At 70.5% G+C, this 21506-nt stretch carries 21 protein-coding genes; 7 read left to right on the top strand and 14 right to left on the bottom strand.

Annotated elements, in window-relative coordinates:
- Together ACZ60T_RS01835 and ACZ60T_RS01830 are read right to left on the bottom strand one after the other, a co-directional pair.
- Nucleotides 1-924: an alpha/beta fold hydrolase gene (locus tag ACZ60T_RS01835; protein ID WP_469663571.1), complete on the bottom strand. Its 924-nt coding sequence runs from the start codon at nucleotides 922-924 to the stop codon at nucleotides 1-3.
- 246 nt (nucleotides 925-1170) lie between these two features.
- The gene (locus ACZ60T_RS01830; RefSeq protein WP_469663570.1) at nucleotides 1171-2358 is read right to left on the bottom strand and encodes a DUF418 domain-containing protein; all 1188 of its coding nucleotides are present in this window, start codon (nucleotides 2356-2358) and stop codon (nucleotides 1171-1173) included.
- 310 nt (nucleotides 2359-2668) lie between these two features.
- Here ACZ60T_RS01830 and ACZ60T_RS01825 point away from each other — a divergent pair, with 310 nt between their 5' ends.
- Complete coding sequence (locus ACZ60T_RS01825) at nucleotides 2669-3127, top strand: hypothetical protein (RefSeq protein ID WP_469663568.1); 459 nt, start codon at nucleotides 2669-2671, stop codon at nucleotides 3125-3127.
- A 12-nt stretch (nucleotides 3128-3139) separates the two neighbouring features.
- Here ACZ60T_RS01825 and ACZ60T_RS01820 read toward each other — a convergent pair whose 3' ends face one another.
- From ACZ60T_RS01820 to ACZ60T_RS01785, 8 genes are all read right to left on the bottom strand, one after another.
- The gene (locus ACZ60T_RS01820; RefSeq protein WP_469663566.1) at nucleotides 3140-3562 is read right to left on the bottom strand and encodes a hypothetical protein; all 423 of its coding nucleotides are present in this window, start codon (nucleotides 3560-3562) and stop codon (nucleotides 3140-3142) included.
- A 147-nt stretch (nucleotides 3563-3709) separates the two neighbouring features.
- Entirely contained in the window at nucleotides 3710-4978 is a 1269-nt protein-coding gene (locus ACZ60T_RS01815) for an NUDIX domain-containing protein (protein ID WP_469663564.1), read from the bottom strand.
- On the bottom strand, nucleotides 4975-6423 hold the full coding sequence (locus ACZ60T_RS01810; RefSeq protein ID WP_469663562.1) for an NUDIX domain-containing protein: 1449 nt from the start codon (nucleotides 6421-6423) through the stop codon (nucleotides 4975-4977). Before ACZ60T_RS01810 ends, ACZ60T_RS01815 begins: the two co-directional genes overlap by 4 nt.
- Nucleotides 6424-6495: 72 nt before the next feature.
- Complete coding sequence (locus tag ACZ60T_RS01805) at nucleotides 6496-8529, bottom strand: ABC transporter ATP-binding protein (RefSeq protein ID WP_469663560.1); 2034 nt, start codon at nucleotides 8527-8529, stop codon at nucleotides 6496-6498.
- A gap of 289 nt (nucleotides 8530-8818) precedes the next feature.
- A complete protein-coding gene (locus tag ACZ60T_RS01800) occupies nucleotides 8819-9943 on the bottom strand; it encodes a barstar family protein (RefSeq protein ID WP_469663558.1) in 1125 nt (374 codons plus the stop codon).
- 26 nt (nucleotides 9944-9969) lie between these two features.
- The gene (locus tag ACZ60T_RS01795; protein ID WP_469663556.1) at nucleotides 9970-10638 is read right to left on the bottom strand and encodes a hypothetical protein; all 669 of its coding nucleotides are present in this window, start codon (nucleotides 10636-10638) and stop codon (nucleotides 9970-9972) included.
- Between the two features lie 175 nt (nucleotides 10639-10813).
- Nucleotides 10814-11464, bottom strand: a complete 651-nt coding sequence (locus ACZ60T_RS01790) for a response regulator transcription factor (RefSeq protein ID WP_365631892.1) — start codon at nucleotides 11462-11464, stop codon at nucleotides 10814-10816.
- Entirely contained in the window at nucleotides 11452-12693 is a 1242-nt protein-coding gene (locus tag ACZ60T_RS01785; RefSeq protein WP_469663554.1) for a sensor histidine kinase, read from the bottom strand. Before ACZ60T_RS01785 ends, ACZ60T_RS01790 begins: the two co-directional genes overlap by 13 nt.
- A 111-nt stretch (nucleotides 12694-12804) precedes the next feature.
- On the opposite strand from ACZ60T_RS01785, the gene ACZ60T_RS01780 reads away from it, so the two are divergent.
- Nucleotides 12805-13695, top strand: coding sequence for a CPBP family intramembrane glutamic endopeptidase (locus ACZ60T_RS01780; protein ID WP_469663552.1), 891 nt, complete (start codon nucleotides 12805-12807; stop codon nucleotides 13693-13695).
- Nucleotides 13696-13727: 32 nt separating this feature from the next.
- Here the strand turns inward: ACZ60T_RS01780 and ACZ60T_RS01775 are convergent, their stop codons facing one another.
- The 3 genes from ACZ60T_RS01775 to abc-f all read right to left on the bottom strand — a co-directional run bounded on the left by ACZ60T_RS01775 (nucleotide 13728) and on the right by abc-f (nucleotide 16363).
- Complete coding sequence (locus ACZ60T_RS01775) at nucleotides 13728-14069, bottom strand: hypothetical protein (RefSeq protein WP_469663550.1); 342 nt, start codon at nucleotides 14067-14069, stop codon at nucleotides 13728-13730.
- Nucleotides 14066-14587: a DUF6232 family protein gene (locus tag ACZ60T_RS01770; protein WP_365631880.1), complete on the bottom strand. Its 522-nt coding sequence runs from the start codon at nucleotides 14585-14587 to the stop codon at nucleotides 14066-14068. Before ACZ60T_RS01770 ends, ACZ60T_RS01775 begins: the two co-directional genes overlap by 4 nt.
- Nucleotides 14588-14728: 141 nt before the next feature.
- The gene (gene abc-f, locus ACZ60T_RS01765; protein WP_469663548.1) at nucleotides 14729-16363 is read right to left on the bottom strand and encodes a ribosomal protection-like ABC-F family protein; all 1635 of its coding nucleotides are present in this window, start codon (nucleotides 16361-16363) and stop codon (nucleotides 14729-14731) included.
- A gap of 498 nt (nucleotides 16364-16861) precedes the next feature.
- On the opposite strand from abc-f, the gene ACZ60T_RS01760 reads away from it, so the two are divergent.
- From ACZ60T_RS01760 to ACZ60T_RS01745, 4 genes are all read left to right on the top strand, one after another.
- The gene (locus ACZ60T_RS01760; RefSeq protein WP_469663546.1) at nucleotides 16862-17380 is read left to right on the top strand and encodes a hypothetical protein; all 519 of its coding nucleotides are present in this window, start codon (nucleotides 16862-16864) and stop codon (nucleotides 17378-17380) included.
- 96 nt (nucleotides 17381-17476) lie between these two features.
- Nucleotides 17477-18319, top strand: a complete 843-nt coding sequence (locus ACZ60T_RS01755; protein WP_469663544.1) for a DUF4097 family beta strand repeat-containing protein — start codon at nucleotides 17477-17479, stop codon at nucleotides 18317-18319.
- An 82-nt stretch (nucleotides 18320-18401) separates the two neighbouring features.
- Nucleotides 18402-19412: an ATP-binding cassette domain-containing protein gene (locus tag ACZ60T_RS01750; protein ID WP_469663542.1), complete on the top strand. Its 1011-nt coding sequence runs from the start codon at nucleotides 18402-18404 to the stop codon at nucleotides 19410-19412.
- On the top strand, nucleotides 19409-20200 hold the full coding sequence (locus ACZ60T_RS01745) for an ABC transporter permease (protein ID WP_469663540.1): 792 nt from the start codon (nucleotides 19409-19411) through the stop codon (nucleotides 20198-20200). The genes ACZ60T_RS01750 and ACZ60T_RS01745 overlap by 4 nt, the downstream gene beginning before the upstream one ends.
- An 81-nt stretch (nucleotides 20201-20281) precedes the next feature.
- On the opposite strand, the gene ACZ60T_RS01740 is transcribed toward ACZ60T_RS01745, so the two are convergent.
- Nucleotides 20282-20833, bottom strand: coding sequence for a GNAT family N-acetyltransferase (locus tag ACZ60T_RS01740; RefSeq protein WP_469663538.1), 552 nt, complete (start codon nucleotides 20831-20833; stop codon nucleotides 20282-20284).
- Nucleotides 20834-20881: 48 nt separating this feature from the next.
- On the opposite strand from ACZ60T_RS01740, the gene ACZ60T_RS01735 reads away from it, so the two are divergent.
- On the top strand, nucleotides 20882-21502 hold the full coding sequence (locus ACZ60T_RS01735) for a TetR/AcrR family transcriptional regulator (protein WP_469663536.1): 621 nt from the start codon (nucleotides 20882-20884) through the stop codon (nucleotides 21500-21502).
- Nucleotides 21503-21506: the final 4 nt, after the last annotated feature.

Genomic DNA, 21506 nt, shown 5'->3' with positions numbered 1-21506 from the left:
TCACACCGCCACCAGCGGCGAGATCCGCTCGGCGGTGCGGAGGTACTCGAGCGCCTCCAGTGGCTCACCGCAGAGGAACCGCATGATCAGATCGACGAGTTCGACCGGCCGCTCCACCGGCAGCATGTGGTCGGCGTCGGCCACCACCGCGAACCAACTGTCGGCGCAGGTGGCGGCGAGGGCGCGGCACTGACCGGGCGTCGTGAAGCTGTCGTGTTCCCCGGCGGCGACCAGGACAGGCATCGTGGGCGGCTCGTTCAGGTCGAGGCCTTCGTGGCGGAGCAGACGCTGGGTGTTGGCGATGAACTGCTCCTTGTCGTGCGGAGTCAGGTTCAGCAGCCGCCGCAGCAGGAACCGCCGCACCCGCGCCCCCGCGACCACCGACGCGACCGTGTCGACGTTCATGAGCAGGCCCAGGGTGACATCGGTGAACTCCTCGGTCTGTCCGGCCGTGAGGAGGTCGACGCTCCGGCACATCATGGCCCGCGCCTGTTCCGGGATATGGGTCATGGTGCCGACGAGCACCATCTTCGCCGCGAGGCCGGGACGCCGCTGCGCGAGCCGGTAGGCGACCGCGCTGCCGTACGAACCTCCGATGAGGTTCACCGAGGGCAGGCCGAGGTCGTCGAGCATGTGCCCCAGGGCATCCGCCAGGAAGTCGGTTCCGTAGTGCTCGGGAAGGACGGGGCTGGCCCCCCAGCCGGGCAGATCGACGGTGATCACGTCGGCGAACCCCAGCATCTCGCGCTCCAGACGACCCCAGCTCTCCTTCGTCTGGAACGCGCCGCCCACGAGCACCAGCGGCGCGATGCGCGCCGACGTACTGCGGACGCGTCGCGACTCGCACCGGAAGTCACCCCACTGATGTGGCCTGACGACAGCCTCACCCGGGCCCCCGTCCCGGTCGGCCGCGAATTCGGTCACCGACCTCATAGAACCTCCATTGCTCAGCATTACTCATCGAATTCTGCGCAATCATTCCAGATCCGGAAGGGCGCTTACTCGCGTCGAATGCAGAGGTGAATATGGAGGTGCTATGAAGGATTATCGGTTGAGCGAATTGGCGTGACGGCTGAGTTGAACGAATTGGCTCGAGGATCCACGCAGCCGTTGCGCTTGAGGATCGGGCGGCCGGGCTCTGAGGATGGGCGGCCGGGGCGGGTTCCGCGCTCAGCGGATATGCCGCGCCAACCCCGTCGCCTTGGTCATCAGCCATTCGAGAGGCCCGCGCCGCTGGAAGCGCGACCAGATGGTCGCGAATGCCATGGCGGCCAGGATGAAGCCGACCAGCACGTGCAGCGGCGATCCGGGCAGCTCCTCGATGCCGAGGAACCGTATGGCGAAGAGATGGAAGACGTACGCGCTCAGTGACATGGACCCGACCGCGATGATCGGCCGGGCCAGGGTGTGGAGCCGCGGGAGGGCGTCCATCGCGGCCAGGCACACCGCCACGACGAGGACCGCCACACCGGTGTTGCCCAGGATCGACAGCGTGGTCTCACTGTGCGGAGAGGCGGCCAGCAGCCAGGCAGGGGTGTCCCCGGACGGAGAACCCGAGGTGTCCGACCACCACATGCTCGTCCCGTCCCCGGCCCCCGCCGACGCACCGATGGCGTCCGCGACACCGGGGAGGTGCAGCGCCAGCCACGAGCCTCCGTAGCCGATGACCATGAGGGCCGCACCCGTGACGGCCAGGCGGGCCCGGATGACGGTGGACGCAAGATCCAGGCGGGCCACGGCCATACCGGCGATCACGAACGGGACCCACGACAGCGCCGGGTAGGCGCCGGTGAAGAGCAGCGAGACAAGGCCGTCGGCCTCACCGGGCGCATGGACGTCGTCACCGATCGTCTGCTGCACGACATAGAGCACCTGTGGCAGCACGAGGGCCGTGCCCGCGGCGATCGCCGCCAGGGGGCCCGGGCCCAGCCGGTACAGCGGCAGCACGAGCAGGAAGTACAGACCGTAGAAGGCGAGGATCACATCGACCGGGGTGCCGCTCACGGTCAGCCAGGTGCCGAGGCCGAGCAGGATCGCGGCCCGGATCACCACCTTGGCCTGCGCCTGGCGTCCGGCGAGCCCGGTCTTCGGCGCGCCGCGTCCGGTGATGAGGACGACGGCGAAGCCCGCCAGGAACGCGAAGAGCGCGGAGGACCTGCCGTGGGCCAGCTCCATCAGGAAGCCGGTCACACCGCCCTGCTCGGGGTCGGGACCCACGTGGGCCGCGTACATGCCGAACACGGCGAGTCCGCGTGCCAGGTCCAGCCCGATCAGGCGGCCTGCGGGTGCCTTCCCGCTGCCGCGCACGGGGGCAGGCGTGTGCACTGCGGGAGCTGCGACGTCTGTGTACTGAGCCATGCCGTCCAGGGGTGAGAGTGGGTGTGATCGCCGGGTGACCGGCGGATATACGGGCCGCCCCCACCACGCGGCGGGGGCCCACCCGCCGGGTGTCCACGGCCATGCCACTGCTCACGGAGCCGCCTCTGGGCTCGGTGTCGCAGTACAGCAAGTAAGGACAGCCATCGGCGTGTGTACTACGAAGGTACAGGCGAGGGTCGCGATAGAGGAGGTATGGCGCAGAAGGTGTGACTCTACTCATTTCCGGCACGCGCAAGGCCGCCGGAATTCCCCCGCGAACCTGTCATATGCATGTCCTAGGGTGGGGGACATGTCATCGCAGCAGCCTCAGTACAGCACTCCCGCCCCGTCGGCCTCACCGGCACCGGCATCGGCGACGCCCCGGCGTCCCGGCCTCGTCCCGGTCGCCCTGCTGGTGGCGGGTCTCCTGATCGGCGGGGGCGCCGTGGGCGCGGCCTGGGCCCTGAGCGATGGCGACGGGGCCGCCACGGGATCCGCCCCGGCGGACGACGCGCGCGACGCGTGCCGCGCCCTCGACGGATTCGACGAGTCGAAGTACAACGCGAAGGGACCGGAGGCCGAGATCGCGGTGAACCGGTTCACCGCGGCCGGTGCGCTCTCGCAGGCGGCGGCTGCGGGCGACAAGCAGTACAAGCCGCTCGCCGAAGCGGTCCGGCGAGCGCAGAACCTCCACGCGCGGACCTTCGAGTTCGGCAAGGAAGTGAAGCAGGAGCTGGCAACGGCCCGGAATCTCTGCGGTGACCTCTGACGAGGCCGTCGCTCAGTGAGCCGTGGTGCGGCGGAGCGGGTGATCCCGTTCACGGACTCCCGTGCCGAGCGTCACGGCCCGGCGCAGGGGCACCGCCGAGGTGAGGACGAACAGACCGAAGAGGGTGATAGGCAGCAGCCCGACCGGGCGCAGCAGCCAGGTCCAGTCGTCCCGCAACTGCGGCCAGTTGGTGATCCAGTTCGCGGTGACGTCCAGCGCCATCACCGCGCAGGCCGACCAGAGTCCCACGGGCCGTACGAGTCCCACCAGGACGACGACCAGCGGATCCAGGACGGCCAGGCTGACGAAGAACACCTGCAACGGGAGCGGGGCGAAGGACGCGTAGACATGGATCCCGCCCCTGAGCAGGTCCAGGAGATGAGCGCAGGTCCCCTCGAGGAAGCCGATCACGTACACCGCGAGGGCCCAGCGCACCCACCGCGGCTGGTTCCTCCACTGTTCCCGTGACCCACCCCTCACGTGGCCAACCTATGCGGCGCACCGGCATGGATCAAGGTGACGGAATGCGGTGGGCGGGTGTCCCGTTCGGGACCCCGCTCACTCATGCCCCGGTCCTGCGCTTCACCAGTCCCAGGTGTCGAAGTAGGCGGCCACGCCCGTGCGCCGGGCCTCCGCCACGGCGCTCAGGCGTGCGAAGTCCCGGGGTGGCATCAGCGCCTCCCAGTCGGGCAAGGGCAGGACCCGGACCTCGTCGTGCTCCTGCGGATTCACGACGATGGCGCGGATCTGCGCCGTGGTGAGCCGACCGCCGTCGAAGATCAACCCCATCGTGCTGTACGGCCATTCGGTGCCGGGCAGGCTGTACACCATCGCCAGCAGTTGGGGCGGCCCGGACGGCGTGAACCCGGTCTCCTCCTGGCACTCGCGCACGGCCGTCTGCCAGGGGCGCTCGCCCGGATCCATCGTGCCGCCCACCAACTGCCAAGGGTGGACAGGGGAGTAGACGGAGTGCAACTGAAGTGGCCGGTCGTCCTCGTCGGTGAAGTAGAAGCACGCGAAGGCGGTGGCCTTGAGTACCGTCTCGGCGTACTGCTCGGGCGGCATCCAGACGTGTTCGTGATCCCGCTCGCTCGGGACGGCCGGTTCGTCGGTGGAGCGCAGCCGCGCGATGCCCTCGGCGTCGGCGGACGCGGCAGCGTGGACCACCGGTCGCGCGGCCATGGCCAACGCGTCGGCTGCGGTCGACGATTCGGCGGGCGCCAACGCGTCGGCGGGGGCCATGTCGCGGTTCATGAGACGTCTCCTTACGGCGAGTTGCGTACGCGGCACGGGGCGTGCGGTCGGGTCGGGATCCGTCGCGTCCACGGGCGGCACGAGGCGGAGGCGGTCGGCCCCTGGGTCGTGGGCGATCGTGTCGCCGGGCAGTTGGAAGTGGATCGCGAGCCGTGCGCCCGCCGCATAGGCGTCCAGTCCGGCACGGCAGTACGCGACCATCGGGGCGGGCAGCGCGTCGAGGCGCACCCACTCCATCGCGTCGCAGACGTCCGGCTCCGCGATCCGTGGAACCCCCGTCCACCGCCGCACCTCGAAGAAGACCCCGGTACGGGCGGAACCGGCCGGTGACCGGTGGTGCACGGTGACGGCGGCGCGCACCTCCGCCGGTTCGATGACGACGCCGGTCTCCTCCCGCGCCTCACGCACCACGGCGGTGACGACGTCCTCGTGCGGGCCGTCCAGATGCCCGGACGGCAGATGCCAAAGACCGGCGGCGTAGACCGCACCGGCCCGCCTCGACAGCAGGATCTCCGGTCCGTGGCCGGTCTCCCGGCGCAGGAGCAGATGGACATCCAACGGCTCGGTGTGCCGCCCCGCCCCGCTCGTCCCGCTCATGCCTCACCCCAGCCCGACTCCGAGTACACGCGGCCCGCGAGAACCCCTTCGATCGCCACACGGGCGTACGGCACGATCTCCGTCGGCAGCTCTCGCGGCGCCCACCAGCGCCACTCCACGCACCGGTCGGGCTCCAGCACCTTGGGCGTGCCGGTCCAGGACCGGGCCCGGAAGACGAGTTGCATACGGGGGCGCGCGCCCGGGGAGCCGACGACGTGGACCGCGTGGACGAACTCGACATCGGCGGGATCGATGATGAGCCCGGCCTCTTCCTCGGCCTCTCGCACCAGGCAACTGACGGCGGACTCCCGCTCGCAGTGCCCGGCCAGGAAGTGCCAGACGTTCCCGGCGTACGCCGAGTCGGGGTGGCGCAGACCGAGCAGGAGACGGCCTTGGTCGTCCTCCAAGTGGAGGTGGACGCCGACGACATGAAGCTCCGTCCCGTCCGACGGGCGCGCGGTGTCGGCCGGAACGTGCTCGGCGGCGTGTCGGCGGATCAGGGCGCGAGTGTCCGGGCTCAGGCGCAGCCGGTCCAGCAGATCGGGGGTGAACCACCGGAGAAGTACGCCTTCGCGCAGGTCCACCGCGTCGGGGTCACCGTTCCAGCGGCCCGAGTAGACCTGGATGGGCACCGAGAGACCTTCGACACTCGTCGCCTCCTCCTGTGCGTACGGCTTCAGGTCGACGACCTCCAACCCTGGTGTCTCCTCCGCGAGTTCGCGCCGCAGTGTGGCTTCCAGAGAGGCGTCGCCGGGCTCGCGGCCCCCGCCGAGGAGCGCGAACGCTCCCGGTTCCCAGATGCCGTCATGGTGATCCCGGAGATGGAGCAGATAGCGTCCGCGGCCGTCATGGATCAGGACGGACGCGTTCACCGGCTCAGGTCTGCCGTCGAGCCCGGAGCCCAGCAGCTTGGCACGCACCGTGGGCGACGTGACCTCGGCGAACGGTCGCCACAGCGCCCCGGAGACCTCGTCCTCCTGCAACTCGAGCACCGGCGGCTGGTCCGCCACGAGGTAGAATGCGTATCGGAAGTCGTAGTGCCGGTGGGCGGGTTCGCCCTTGGCCGGGTTCGCGTCGATGGTGTGGACGTCGATGTCCAGCGGCGTACCGAGGAACTGCGGAGTCAGGCACAGGGCACCGGGCTGGATCCCGGTCTCCTCGCGCAGCTCCCGCAGCGCCGCGCCCAGCAACGAGCGGTCGTCCGCCTCGACGTGGCCGCCGGGAGCGAGCAGCAGCCCGGTCGCCTTGTGCGCGATGTGCAGCACACGCCGGTCGCGGTCGATGACGACCGCGCTGCACGTGACATGACCCGAGAGGGTCGCGCGGTCGCACGGGTCGCCAGGGCTGTCGAGGGCGGTCAGCAGCTCCAGGGCGGCGCGCTCCCCGGGATGCCGGTCCAGATACGTATCGACGGCCTCGCGCAGGTGGGACCGGGTGGGCGGCATGTCATCTCCTCACGCTGGAAAGGGACTTGAGGCACAGGTGAACCCTAGGGGGAGGCGGCCACGACCGTCGTCTCACGAGGCGTCCTCGACGGGTGAGGACGGGCGACGGGCCCCGGGCACCGACACGCCCGGCGAGGTCGTCAGCCCGTACTGGGCCGCCTGAGCGACGAACATGCCGTGATAGAGACCGTCTTGACGTGTCATCAGCTCGTCATGCGTGCCCTCTTCGGCCACGCTCCCCTGATCGAGTACGTAGATACGGTCCGCCTTGGCGGTCGCGGCGAGCCGGTGGGTGACGAGGACGACCGCGTGCCCCTGCTCGGCCAGGGACCACAGCCCCTCGAACGCCGCGATCTCCGCGTGCGGATCGAGCGCGGACGTCGGCTCGTCGACGAGCAGGAACGGCGCGCCCCGGTACAGGCTGCGCGCGGTGCCCAGCTTCTGCCACTGTCCGCCGGAGAGCTGCACCCCGCGCTCGTAGCCCTTGAAGACGATCGAGTCCCAGCCGTGCGGGAGGTTCTCGATGAGCGAGCGGACGTTCGCGGCCCCGGCGGCCTCCTTGACCCGGTCCATGTCCCGGACGCGGTCGCCCGCGCCGATGGCCACGTTGGCGGCGGCGGTCATCTCCCAGCGCGGGAAGTCCTGTGCGAGCAAGCCCACTTGGCCGAAGACCTGGGTCCGGTCCGCCTCCCGCAGTCCGACCCGTCCGCCCTGCTCGTCCTCCCACCACACCTGTCCCTCGGTGGGCAGCAGCAGTCCGGCGAGCACCTTGGTCAAGGTGGTCTTGCCGGAGCCGTTCGCCCCCACCAGGGCGGTCACCTCGCCTCTGCGGACCGACAGGCTCACCCCTTTCAGGGCGGGGGAGTCGGCCCCCGGGTAGGTGAACGACACGTCGGTGACGCGTACTTGGTCCACGGCAGCGGGCAGGGGAGTGCCGGTGGACGGGATGGCGTGCTCGGTGGCCACGTCGATGGCCGACTCGGTGTCGGTGAGGAACAGCAGTTCCTCGTAGAGCCTGTTGACCTGCTGGATGAGGGAGGTCAGGCGCGAGGTCGAGGTGCGGATGGCGATGACCGCGGTCCCGCCCACGGCGAGCGGCAGCCCACCGCTCGCCAGCAGCCACCACAGGAGCCCGTAGCACGCGAGCGACGCCAGCCCGGCGAACCCACCGGCCACGAGGTCCGTGGAGGCCTGCGCACGCGCCAGTCGCCGCTGTTCGGCCTCGGTCTGCCGCGACATCTCCTCGTAGCTGCCCAGGAGTTTGGTTCCGGCCGCGTGCACGCGGATCTCGCCCGCCGCGTGCGGACGGGTCAGATAGGCCAGGAGTGAGGCGATCGCCCGTCGGTGGTCGACCCAGTGCAGCCGTGAGATGTAGTCGCGGCGCGCGGAGCGGACGGCGCCCCATCCCTTGGGCAGCGCGATCGCCAGCAGCATCGGCAGCAGGGTCCAGTGCAGCGAGGCGAGGACGACCGCGGCTGCCGCCATGCCGATGAGCACGCTGCCCACGCCCACCGACAGCCGCAGCATGTTGCGGGCGGAGTCGGTACCGAACCTGCCCGCCTCCAGGACGCGTTGGACCTCCGGGCGCTCGGTCGCCTCCACCTCGACCCCGGTGACGGCCGTGTAGTACCGCGCCGACACCGCCCGCTCCACCTGTGGCTCCAACCGGCCCGACATCGCCGTCGACCACGCCGACAGCAGCGCCGTCGCCACCGCGGTGACCGCCAGGACCAGCAGCGAGGGCAGCGCCTCATGGAGCTTGTCGGCGGTCGGGCCGTTCGCGAACAGCTTCGTGAGGACACTGTTGACCGCGACCAGCCCCCAGGCGGCCGTCACCCCCTGCCCGAGCTGGGACACCACGACCCCGGTCAGCGCCCGGGGGTCCGTCTGCCATCCGGTGCGCAGCACCATGGTCACCATGCGCGGAAGCGCGGCTGCCATGTGCCCGAACGACAGCCGTGCCAGCGGCCCTTCATGGCGTACGAACGACTGGTCGTAGCGGAGCCTGCCCCCGTACAGCTCGCGCTCCGCATTCGAGATCCCGTTCTCGACCGCCTTGGCTCGCGTGCTCCTACGCGCCTGACGGCGTTCTCCGGCCGATGTCAACGTCGGTTCCCCTTGGCGCTCGCGGTTCTGTCTCCGGGCTCAACGACGCGGCGCGAATTTCGAACACATGTATTTCGGTCGCTCCGGGAACCCCGGTACTGAGCGGATCGCGACGGGTGCGCACCGCACCGGCCCTTGTGCCGCAAGAGTGCTCCGGTGTCACGGAGTTGGCCGAAACCCGACGTCGCTCCACGCGGACATCGGCGCCTACGCCCGCGTAGAGCGGTCCGTCACCTGCTGGCAAGGAGGCGCCGTACGGCGAGCGGGCGCACGTGCCCAACTCCTCGACTCACGCGAGGATCACGCGTGTTCCGCCCTTGGTCAGGACGGCGAGTACCTGGGCGAACAGGTCCCAGGGCTCGCCGTCGTAGGCCAGCGTCCGGGACAGGTGTTCGCGCGCCGTCGAGGAGTTCTGCCACCGCAGGGTGGCGGGGGCGGTGTAGCCGAAGGCGCCGCGCAGGCAGTCGTCGAGGGCGTCGAGGCAGCCGCCGAAGTAGCCGCCCGGCCCGTTGACCGCCTCACCGAGCGCCAGGTAGAGGCCTGGTTCGTCGGTGATATGGCTGCCGTCGAGTACGTAGGTGTGACCGGCCGGCCGGTCGTGACGAAGCCGTCGGCAGGACCTCTCGCGGACGAGTTCGAGCCAGGCCTCGCGGCGTCGGGTGTCAAGGCCCGTCCAGGCGCCCGAAGTGCCCGGCGGCCCGGCGATCCACCGCTCCCAGACGGACCGGGCGTGTACGGGCACAGGCGCGAAGCGCTCTCCGCAGAGTTCCAGATCGATCAGATCCGTTCCGTGGGACGAGGGCTGCCAGGCGCGGACCTGGGTGGACCACACCCGATCGGTGAGCCGCTCGCCCCGGTCGTCCCGTATCCCCAGGGCGACCTCCTCCAGGTTCAGCGCCCGCCGGGTCCCCTGCGCCAGCGCCGCCCGCAGCCGATCGCTCGGGGCGAGCCCGCGCAGGACGAGCGGGGGCGACGCCCGCTCCGGCGGCAGAACGCGAGTGAACTCCCGGCAGGAGCCCAGCCAGCGGTGCTCGTCGTGCACGCGGACGGGACCGCGGTGCCCCTCGGGAGGGCCCAAGTAGTCGTCCAGACCGGTGAGTACGAGGCTGGTCGCCCCGGAGGGCCGCGCCAGGCTCTCGACGTCCTCCACCAGCCAGGGCCCGTACGCCTCGTCGTCCACCGCAGAAGTGCGTGCCGCCTCGTCCGGTACCAGCCACACCCGGCTGCCGACCCAGCCCCGTACCGCGGCGCCTTCCGGTACCCAGTCGATCAGTTCGTACGTCCCGCGCCGGGGCTCTCCGAAGAGCCCGTCCACCGCGGCGGCCACGCCCCAGACATGTCCGTTCCCGGTGTCCGTCAGCGTGTACCGCCCGTACTCATCGCGGGCCTTCCCCTCCTGCACGACGGGAATCATGCCACCCTCGGGCCTTCACCGGGCCTTCACCGGGCGTTCGGCCGCAGGAACAGGCAGACGACGCCGACGAGGGCCATCAGCCCTTCCATGACCCACTTCGACGGGCTCGCACCGAGCAGCGCGCCGTGGATCAACTCGGAGAACGGCACGGTCAGCCAGAGCCAGCCGAAGGTCGGCAAGGTGACCAGACCCGCCGGTCGTCCGCTGACCGCGACCCACACCGCCACGCCCAGGAGCAGCCACAGGACGGACAGCCGCCGTCGCACGGAGTCGTCGGCCGGAGCCTCGTACGTCGCGGTGTGCCCGCGCACCGTCATCCGCACCACCGCGCCGTGCCATATCCGCAGCTCCGCGGGGTCGCCACGGCGCGCCTCGTCGTACGTGTCCTTGCCGACGCCGCGCCACGCCGTGCGCTCCCCGTAGCGCAGGCGCAGACGGTAGTACGGGGTGCAGCTCCGCACGCCGTCGGAGTCCGTGGTGCAGTTCTGACCGGCCTCCTTGCCGGTGACCGTTCCTGTCGCCCGCGCGACGCAGTCGGCCGCCGGTCCGTTCCGGCAGACGGACGCGTGCCGGAAGGTCATGGCACCGTCGTACGCTTCGGCCACCCACCGCGAACATCCGATGAGTCCGACGACGGCCGCCGCGAGGATCAGCGCCCGCAGCCACCGCCACATGCGCATGTGCCAAGCTCTCATGACCTTTCGACCCCGTGTCTCTCCCCGTTGGAGCGCTTCCAGGCCGGTGACGTCTACGGGTGAGGGTGCCCTCCCTGGCCTCGGTGGGAAACGCCGACCAGCCTGGCGGGCCACCGCTGTTACAGGATGGGTCCAGGCGCTGAACCTCCTTGCGCTGTGCGCCCTGGCTCGGGCGTCAGGATTCGCGCTGCGGGGCGCCGAGGTAGGTGAGGACCGCGAGGACCCGTCGGTGGCCGCTGTCCTCGGGAGGGAGGTCGAGCTTCACGAAGATGTTCCCGATGTGCTTGTGCACGGCCCGCTCGGTGACCACGAGGCGGTCGGCGATCTCGGAGTTCCCGTATCCCTGGGCCATCATCGCGAGTACTTCGCGTTCCCGCTCGGTGAGCCGCGCCAGAGGGTTGCCGCGCGTCACGAGCAACTGCCGGACCACCTCGGGGTCCAGCACCGTACCGCCCGCCGCTACCCGGTGCAGCGCGTCGAGGAAGTCGTCGACGCGGGCGACCCGGTCCTTGAGCAGGTAGCCGACCCCGGTGCCGTCGGCGAGCAACTCTCGGGCATAGGTGTCCTCGACGTACTGGGAGAGCACGAGGATCGGAAGGCCGGGGACGCGTTCCCTGGCGCGCAGTGCGGCCCTGATGCCTTCGTCGGTGAAGGACGGGGGGAGGCGTACGTCCACCACGGCCACGTCCGGCCGGTGGGAGCACGCGGCCGTCACGAAGGACTCGGCGTCCTCGGTCGTGGCGACCACCTCGTTCCCCAGCGCCTCCAGCATCGCGGAGAGCCCCTGCGCGAGCAGTGCGTTGTCCTCGGCTATCAGGATGCGCACGGGCACTCCACGGTGATCACTGTGGGCCCGCCGGGCGGGCTCTGCACCCGCAGCACGCCGTCGACCGCCTCGACGCGCTGCCGTATACCGCGCAGTCCGGTGCCCTGACCTTCGGCTGCCCCGCCTCGGCCGTCGTCGGTGATCTCCGCACGGACCACGCCCGCGGTCCTGGTCAGGGTGACCGACACGGAACCGGCGCGGCCGTGCTTGGCCACGTTGGTGAGCGCCTCGGTGACGGCGAAGTACACAGCGACCTCGACCTGCGCCGGTACGTCGCCGAGTTCACCGAGTTCCACGGTGGCGGGTATCGGGCAGCGGGCGACGACCGCCGAGACCGCGCCGGCCAGGCCCCGGTCGGCGAGGATCGGCGGGTAGACGGAGCGCAGCACGTCGCGCAACTCGGCCATCGCCTCCTCGGCGCCCTCACGTGCCCGGGTCAGGAGCGGGCCCACCGCCGCCGGGTCCGATCCCAAGGTCCGCTCGGCGAGCCCGAGTTGCATGGCAAGGGACACCAGCCGCGCCTGCGTTCCGTCGTGCAGGTCCCGCTCGATGCGGCGCAGTTCGTCACCGTGCGCGTTGATCGCCCCGGTACGCGTCCGGTCCAGGGTCGACACGCGCTCGGCGAGGATCGCGGCAGCCGAGGGGGCGAGCAGCCACCGGCTCACGGACGCCTCCAGCCTGGCGAGCACGGGCGGTCCGAACAGGGCGAGCAGCACGCTCAGCAAGAACTGAGGCAGTCCGGCGTAGACCGCGGATCCCCAGCCGTCGACCGGGATGCCCAGGATCAGCCTGATCGGTTCGTCCGCGGGGAACAGCCACCACAGGCCGATGAGTACGAGTACGGCCACCGGGAACAGGAACAGCGCCGCGCCGATGAGCCCGAGCACGGTGCCGGTGACCATCATGCAGGGCGCCCAGCGCAGGTCGCGGCCGGTCGCCGGGTCCGACAGCATCGTCATCAGGCGCCTTCGCGCATGCGGTCCGGCCGGCGCCGCGGAAGCCGTCCACCGTCCCAGCCGCTCGCGCTCGATGTCGGCCAGCCTTCGCAACAGCCGGAGTTCGAGCGGCAGTACGAGCAGACCCACACCGACGAGGCAGAGCACGGCCGAGTACATCAGCACGGGCACCAGCACGATCAGGGACAGTCCGCGGACGAACGCGACCGCGCAGTACCCGGCGGCACGGGCCGAACGCACCGCGCTCACCCGTGCCATCGATAACGTGTTCACAGCGGCCAGTCTTCCTCCCTCGGCTCCCCGGCGCAGTGGTGCCCGCTACACCATGAGTCGGTGAGCGCGCACGATCGCCCCGGTCGCCATGCCGTTCGTAGCGTCACCGCCATGAGACGAACGAACACCCCGGAGGACTCGCGCCCCGGTCTCGCCCCCTTCCTGGCGATCAGCTTCGTCGGAGCGTGGATCACGATGATCCCGCTCTGGCTCGGCGGCCTCCGCCGGACGAGCGCCGCGCAGGGGACGCCGCCGCTCGCGGCGCTGTGCATGATCCTCATGATGCTGGTGCCCGCGCTGACCGCCTTCGCCCTCACCGCGCGCCGCCACGGGCCGCGCGAGGCCGTGCGTGTCCTCGGACTTGCCAGAACCACACCATGGCGGCGCGAAGTTCACTCCGCCGCGACGGCGATCACGATCCCGCTCGCCCTCACCACCGTCGGCCTGACCCTGGCCACGCTCGTCGGCTGGTACACCCCCGCGCACCTGCCAGGGCCCGCCACGATCACGCCGCTCGTGCTGAGCGCGCTGGTGTCCGTACCGCTCTACTTCGGCGAGGAACTCGGCTGGCAGGGCTACCTGTTGCCCCGGCTGATACGCCATGGCAAGTTCCGCGGCCTGCTGATCGGCGGCGCGATCTGGGGGGCGTGGCACGTTCCGATGACCGCACTCGGCGGAAGCTACCCCGGCCATTCCGTACTGCTGGGCATACCCGTCGCCATAGTCACCGCCATGCTGCTCGGTACGGTGATCGCCGCCGTCCGGCTGTTCACCGGGTCGGTGTGGGCGGCCGTTGCGGCGCACCTGTCACTCAACGAGTTCGCGCTGCCGCTGACCCACGATGTCTCGGGCCCGGACCACCTCGTCGACCCGCTGCTCGCCGGGCCGCTGAGCATCTCGACCTGGCCGGCGACCACCCTCGCCGTGCTGGGCATCTGGCTGGCCTACCGTCGACGCACCGGGCACCAACACCCGGCGGCGCAGCAGCGGTCAAGCGCGTAAGTCCCGTCTGCCCCGCGCCGCCGCCCTCGAAGCTAGAGGTGCGTCAGCAACTCCGCGACCCTGTTGACGGCTTCGAGGACCGGCTGGCCCAGCGCCCCTGCGGTCGCGGCGATGGTGGCCACCGCGATCAGGGCGCGGTGCCGCTCCTGCGGGGGGCTCGCCTGGGAGGAGAGCGCGGGCAAGGAGTCGTCGATCACCCGCGCGGTCGCGGGCGCCACCTGGTCCCGTAACTCCCGCAGGAGGCCGGACAGTTCCTCGATGGCTTCGAGGAGAGCCGGGGGCGCTGGTTGCGCCGGGTGAGCCGCGCCGGAGTACTGGTTCATGATGCCCGTGTTGTTGGTCCCGCCGTACATGTTGACGATCTCGCCGCTCACTTCTTCAACACCCCCACATTGCCCACGCCGCCGTACATGTTGACCTGGTCGCCATAGTGGTACTCCCTGCGGTTGAACCGAACGGTCTCCACCCGCATATGGACGGTCTTGTCCGGGTTCTCGACCGCCTCCACGATGGCGCCGACGAGCCTGCGCAGCTCATGGTGGTCCGGCAGCGTCACCAGCGCGCTCGCCGTTCCGGACGTGTCGACGACCAGCGCGAACTTGCTCGGCGACGTCAGCACCTTCACGAACCGCGCGAAGAGCGCGACCGCCGCGAGGACGCCCACGAACCGCAGCTCCGGCGCCGCCCTCGCCACCGCGAGCCCGGCACCGCCCCCGAGCACGAAGTACCAGAACGCCTCCCAGCGCTTGGGCTTGAACTCGGCGGTATAGACCCGCGCGATGTTGTGTAGCGGATAGGCGGCCTCGCCCAGCCAGAGCAGGTGCTTGCCGACCCGCAGTTCGACAGTCTTGCCGTCGGCCGACGGGACCGGCTGCATCGGCGGCGGGCCCAAGGTTCCTCTCGTCTCCACAAGTCCCCCGTACGCCATACGACTCCATGGCCGCGTGGGACCATTAAGCATCGGTGCCTCTTCCTTTGGAAGGGGGGAGGCGGCGGGAACCGAATCTGTCCGGTCCGGGTCGGCGTCAGCGGCTCACAGCCCGGGAACCCCGGTCTCCGTCAGCTCACCGTCGGCCAGTCGCAGCCGACGGTTCACCCCGATCTCGCGCAGGAACCGTTCGTCGTGGCTGACCACCACGAAGGCTCCCTGGTAAGAGTGCAGCGCACTCTCCAACTGGCCCGTGCTGACCAGGTCGAGGTTGTTCGTCGGCTCGTCCAGGAGCAGCAGGTGCGGTGCCGGTTCCGCGCACAGGACGCAGGCCAGCGTGGCCCGCAGCCGTTCGCCGCCGGAGAGTACCCGGACCGGGAGATGGGCGCGGGCGCCGCGGAAGAGGAAGCGGGCGAGCAGGGTCATCCGCTCGGCCTCCGGCCGCCGCGGGGCGCGGTCGGCGAAGTTCTCCGCGACCGTACGGTCCAGGTCCAACAGGTCCAGACGTTGCGAGAGATACGCGATACGCCCCTCGGCCCGCTTGATCTCACCGCTCGCTGGGGCCAGATCACCGTTGAGCACACGCAACAGCGTGCTCTTGCCCGCGCCGTTGGGACCGGTCAGCGCGATGCGCTCCGGACCGCGGATGCTCAGCTCGACACCCTCGCCCGCGAACACCTCCTTCTCGCCGAACCGGGCCCGGAGCCGCTCACCGAGGAACAGCGTGCGACCGGCGGGCACACGGGTGCCCGGCAGATCCACGGTGATGCGCTGCTCCTCGCGCAGGGCGCGCTCGGCCTCGTCCAGCCGGGCCTTGGCCTCGCCGACCCGCCCGGCGTGCATCTGGCCCGCCCGCCCCGCGGACTCCTGTGCGCCTCGCTTCATGGCACCGGCGACGATACGGGGCAGACCGGCGCTCTTCAGATTGCGGGCGGCGTTGCTCTGCCGACGTTCGGCGCGCTCGCGAGCCTGCTGCATCTCCCGCTTCTCACGCTTCAGTTCCTGTTCGGCGTTGCGGACGTTCTTCTCGGCGACCTCCTGTTCGGCCCGTACGGCCTCCTCGTAGTCGGTGAAGTTGCCTCCGTGGAAGCGGAGTTCACCTCGGTCGAGTTCGGCGATGCGCTGCATGCGGTCGAGCAGGGCGCGATCGTGGCTGACCAGGAGCAGGCAGCCGGTGAAGTCCTCCAGTACGTCGTAGAGCCTGTGCCGGGCGTCGAGGTCGAGGTTGTTGGTGGGCTCGTCGAGCAGCAGGACGTCGGGCCGCTTCAGCAACTGGGCGGCGAGGCCGAGGGAGATGATCTGGCCGCCGCTGAGGGTGTCCAGGCCGCGGTCCAGGGTGAGGTCGGTCAGACCGAGGCGGTCGAGCTGGGCGCGGGTGCGTTCCTCGATGTCCCAGTCGTCGCCGATGGTGGTGAAGTGCCGCTCGTCGACGTCACCGGACTCCACGGCGTCGATGGCCTGGACGATCGGGGCGACGCCCAACACCTCGGCGACCGTGAGAGCTTCGGTCAGCGGGAGGCTCTGCGGGAGGTGGCCGAGGGTGCCGGTGACGGCCACCGACCCGCTACGGGGCCGCAGTTCACCGGCGATGAGCTTGAGCAGAGTGCTCTTGCCGCTGCCGTTGGGCGCGACGAGGCCGGTGCGGCCGGAGCCGAGGGTGAAGGACAGGTTCTCGAAGACGGGAGTGTCGTCGGGCCAGGCGAAGGACAGGTTCGAGCAGACGACGGACGCGTCGGACATGGAGATGACCTCATGGGGAGAGCGGGCGGGAAGCGCACTTCCGCCCTGGCAGCAGACAAGGGAACGGGGGGACGACAGCGAGACCACACGGCGGCGCGTCCACGCACCGGCCGGTGGCCTGTCGGGTCCGGGTATCACCCGGAGATGTCGTCGTCCACCACCATGTCTGGGCTCCTCGACGAGAGATCAGTGACCGTGCCAGCGTAACAGCAGGGGACTTGGGGGGGGCGGGGGATGCGCCATCGAAGGGGCGTCTGACGCTGGGTGGCGCCGCGTGGCATCGCGTGGTGCCGGGTGGTGCCACGTGGCGCCATCGGGTGCCACCGGTTCCGCCCGATGCTTTTGGGCTCCTGAGGCCGTGGGGACGTGGGTTGGTGCCACGCTGACGTCTCTCGCCTCTCGGTGTATGCCCAGTTCAGAGCGGTGTTCATCAACTTCCCTTCCGCTGGGTGCCATTGGGGGTTGCGGATGGCGCCATAGTGGTGCCACTATTGCGTCATGGACCTCACCCCGTATGTCGACTCCCTTCGCCGTGAACTCGCGGTGGCCGCCGAAGCAGGCGGTGACGAAGCCCGCGAACTGGCCGAACGGCTCACCGCTCCCTTGGAGTCGGCGACCCGGCTGACGATGCTCAACGTGCTCTCCGCCGCGATGGACGAGATCACCCGCGAGCTGGCCCCCGGCTCGGTCGACGTACGACTGCGCGGACTGGACCCCGACTTCGTGGTCACGCCGCCGCCCGCCGACCGGGGTCCCTCTGAAGCGGCCGCCGCGCCTCTCGAACCGCTCAAGGCCCCGCTGCCCGCCGACGGTGACGAGGGTGGCACCGCCCGCGTCAATCTGCGCCTGCCGGCGCACCTCAAGGCGCGCGCCGAAGAGGCCGCGAGCCGCGAGGGCCTGTCGGTCAACGCCTGGCTGGTGCGGGCCGTTTCGGCGGCCGTCGAGGGCGGCGCGCGGCCCCGTACGACGGAGAGGACCCGCACCGTCGGGCAGAGCTTCACCGGCTGGGTGCGCTGACCGCGCCCGCAACCACGTCACACTCCGTACCACCTCACACCCACACCACGTCCCACCAGCGGGGACGTCACGAAGACCCAAGAGGACGGGACAGCCATGCCTTCTTTCGACACCCCTGAGCCGATCGCGGTCACCGCACGCGTGGAGGCCGGTTCCATCCAGTTCACCGCGGGCGACCGCCTCGACACCCTCGTCCAGGTGCGGCCCCGCGACCCGAAGCGGGACCAGGACGTGCGGGCGGCCGACCAGACCGAAGTCACGTACACCGGCGGTGTTCTGACCATCAGGACACCCAAGTCCAACCTGTTCGGCCGCACCGGCACCGTCGACGTGACCGTCGATCTGCCCACGGGCTCGCGCATCGACATGACCGGCGCCTGGGCCCAAGTCCTCGGTGAGGGACAGCTTGGCGAGGTTCGCGTGAAGACCTCGTCCGGCGACGTCCGCTTCGACACGACCGGCCCGCTCCAACTGACCGCCGCCCACGGCTCGATCACCGTCGACCGCGTCGAGGGCCTCGCCGAGATCACCACCAGCTCCGGCAGCCTGCGTGTCGGCCTGGTCGACGGCCCCGCCGTCCTGAAGAACTCCCACGGCACCACCACCGTCGGCGCCGCGACCGGCGAGCTGCGGGTCAGCGGCTCCAACGGCGACATCGAGATCCGGCGCGCCGAGGGCTCGGTCACCGCCACCACCGCGCACGGCACCCTGCGCGTGGGTGAAGTGGCCCGTGGCACCGTCCAGTTGGAGACCTCCCACGGTGCCATCGAGATCGGTGTCCGCGACGGCGCCGCCGCCTGGCTCGATGTCGAGTCCGGCTTCGGCCAGGTGCGCAATATCCTCGCGTCGTCCACGGCCCCGGAGGACACCGAGGACACCGTCACGGTCCGTGCCCGCACCCGGTACGGCAACATCGACATCCGCCGCGCCACGGCCTGAGTACCGGCCCCGCGCGCGCACTCACCACCTCACCCCGATCACCTCATCCTTCGAGCCGGAGGACTCCATGCCTTCATCTGTCATGCCCACATCCAGGCGAAGCGACGGTTCACCGTTACCCGCCGCCATCTCCACCATCGGCCTGCGCAAGTCGTACGGCGACAAGACCGTTCTCGACGGCATCGATCTGCGGATCCCGGCCGGTTCCGTCTTCGCGCTGCTCGGGCCGAACGGCGCGGGCAAGACCACCACCGTGCAGATCCTGTCCACGCTCATCAGCGCCGACGGCGGACGGGCCCAGGTCGCGGGCCATGACATCGCCGCCGCGCCGGACGCGGTGCGCGCCGCGATCGGTGTCACCGGGCAGTTCTCCGCCGTCGACGGGCTGATCACCGGCGAGGAGAACATGCGCCTCATGGCGGACCTGCACCACTTGCCGAAGCGCGAGGGACGCCGCGTCACCACCGAACTGCTGGAGCGGTTCGACCTCACCGACGCCGCCAGGAAGCCCGCCCAGAGCTACTCCGGCGGCATGAGGCGCCGCCTCGACATCGCCATGACCCTCGTCGGTGACCCGCGGATCATCTTCCTCGACGAGCCGACGACCGGCCTCGACCCGCGCAGCCGCCACACCATGTGGCAGATCATCCGCGAGCTGGTCACGGGCGGTGTCACCGTCTTCCTCACCACTCAGTACCTAGAGGAAGCGGACGAACTCGCCGACCGTATCGCTGTGTTGAACAACGGCAGGATCGCCGCCGAGGGCACGGCCGAGGAGTTGAAGCGGCTGATCCCCGGCGGACACGTCCGGCTCCGCTTCTCCGATCCGGCCGCGTACCGGGGCGCCGCCACAGCGCTGCGCGAAGTCACCCGGAACGACGAGGCGTTGACGCTGCGGATCCCCAGCGACGGCAGTCAGCGCGAACTGCGCTCCCTCCTCGACTGGTTGGACGCCGCCGGTGTCGAGGCGGACGAACTGACCGTGCACACGCCCGACCTCGACGACGTGTTCTTCGCCGTGACCAGCAGCACCGCCGTGACCAGCGGCACCGTGCCGAGCCTGCCCGGCCGCACCCAGGAGGACGTCCGATGAGTTCCCTCTCCCTCGCCGTGCGCGACTCGTCCACGATGCTGCGACGCAACCTGCTGCACGCGCGGCGCTACCCGTCCATGACCCTGAACCTGCTGCTGACGCCGATCGTCCTGTTGCTGCTGTTCGTCTACATCTTCGGCGACGTGATGAGCGCGGGCATCGGTGGCGGGGGCGCCGACCGCTCCGAGTACATCGCGTATCTCGTCCCGGGCATCCTGCTGATGACCATCGGCAGTACCACGATCGGCACCGCGGTGTCCGTCTCCAACGACATGACCGAGGGCATCATCGCCCGCTTCCGCACGCTGGCGATCCACCGCGGGTCGGTGCTCATCGGACACGTCGTCGGGAGCGTGCTCCAGGCGCTCATCAGCGTGGTGCTCGTCGGCGCCGTCGGCGTGGCCATCGGCTTCCGCTCCACGGACGCCACGTTCCTCGAGTGGATCGCGGCGTTCGGACTGCTCGCGCTGTTCGCCCTGGCGCTCACCTGGATCGCGGTCGGGATGGGCCTGATCAGCCCGAACGCCGAGGCGGCCGGCAACAACGCGATGCCGCTGATCTTCCTGCCGCTCATCTCCAGCACCTTCGTGCCGATCGACGCGATGCCCGGCTGGTTCCAGCCGATCGCCGAGTACCAGCCGTTCACCCCGGCCATCGAGACCCTGCGCGGGCTGCTGCTCGGCACCGAGATCGGCCACAACGGGTGGCTGGCCGTCCTGTGGTGCCTGGGGCTGGCCGTGCTCGGCTACTTCTGGTCCATGTCGACCTTCAAGCGCGACCCGAAGTAGCACCCGAAGCAGCACCCGAAGGACCGGATCGGTACGGACCGGTCGGCACCGTGTGGGCCGCACCCCGAGGCAGGGGTGCGGTCAGCGGCCGTCGGCGTGCCACTCGGGGGCCAGGACCGCCCAGATCTCGGTGTCATGACGCACGCTGTCGTAAGGCCAGGACTCGCGCTGCACACCCTCACGTGTCATGCCGAGCCGCTGGGCCACGGCGGCGCTGCGCCGGTTGTCGGCCCGGCAGTGCCACTCGGCGCGGTGCACACCCCGGGAGGTGAACGCCCACTCCAGCAAGGTGTCGCACGCCTGCGTGATCAGGCCCCGGCCCTCGGCGGCCGGCTCCAGCCAGCAGCCGATCTCGCACGAGCCCCAGGCGGCGTCGAACGTCACGAACATCACACCGCCGACCAGCACACCGTCGAGCCAGATGCCGTAGAGGCGGGCGCCGTCCGCGGCCTGCCGCTCGGCGTACCGGCGCAACGTGACCCGCGCACCGTCGAGATCGTCGGTGACGAACGCCGCCCCCACCCACGGCCGGATGTGCTCGCGAGCCCGGTCCATATGGGCGGCGAACTCCTCGGCATGCCAGATCTCGAGCGGACGCAGACAGGCGCCGTCCCGCAGGGGGAGGGAGAACATGATGACCTCATTCACACAACAACCGTTATGGTTATGTACGGTAGCAGCATGCCACGTACCAAAGGGGACCACGACGCCCGCCGCCGCGACGTCTCCGAGGCGGTCTGGCGGGTCCTGGCCGCGCACGGCTTCGGCGGACTGACCATGCGCGCCGTCGCCACGGAGCTCGGCGCGACCACCGGCCTGCTCACCCACTACTTCCCCACCAAGCGCGACCTGGTCACCTGCGCCCTCGACCTGCTCGACACACGCAGCGGCTCCCGCCCCCGGCGCACCGCGGGCACCGGCATGTCCGCCGTGCGGGCCGCGCTGCTGGACATCCTGCCGCTGACCGGCGAGGCCACGGTCAGCAACCGGATCTGGGTGTCCTCCTGGGACACCGCGCTCGCCGACCCGGAGTTGAGCGACGACTACGCTCGCAAGTACGCCCGAAGCCGCGACAAGCTGCGCGATCTGGTCGCTGCGGCCCAGGAGTCGGGCGAACTGCCCGCCGGGGACCCGGCCCGTGTCGCCGCCGGTGCCCAGTCCTTCGTCCTCGGCCTCGTCGTACAGGCCCTGTTCGCCCCCGAGGCCTTCCCACCCGACCGTCAGGCGGAGCTGCTTGACGACTACCTGGCGGGGCTGGTCCCGCCACCGTCGCCCAACGACGGCCGTACAGCGCTGACTTGACGAG

It is taken from the genome of Streptomyces sp. NPDC104371 (assembly GCF_055583785.1).
This window is presented reverse-complemented; position numbering and strand designations above follow the sequence as displayed.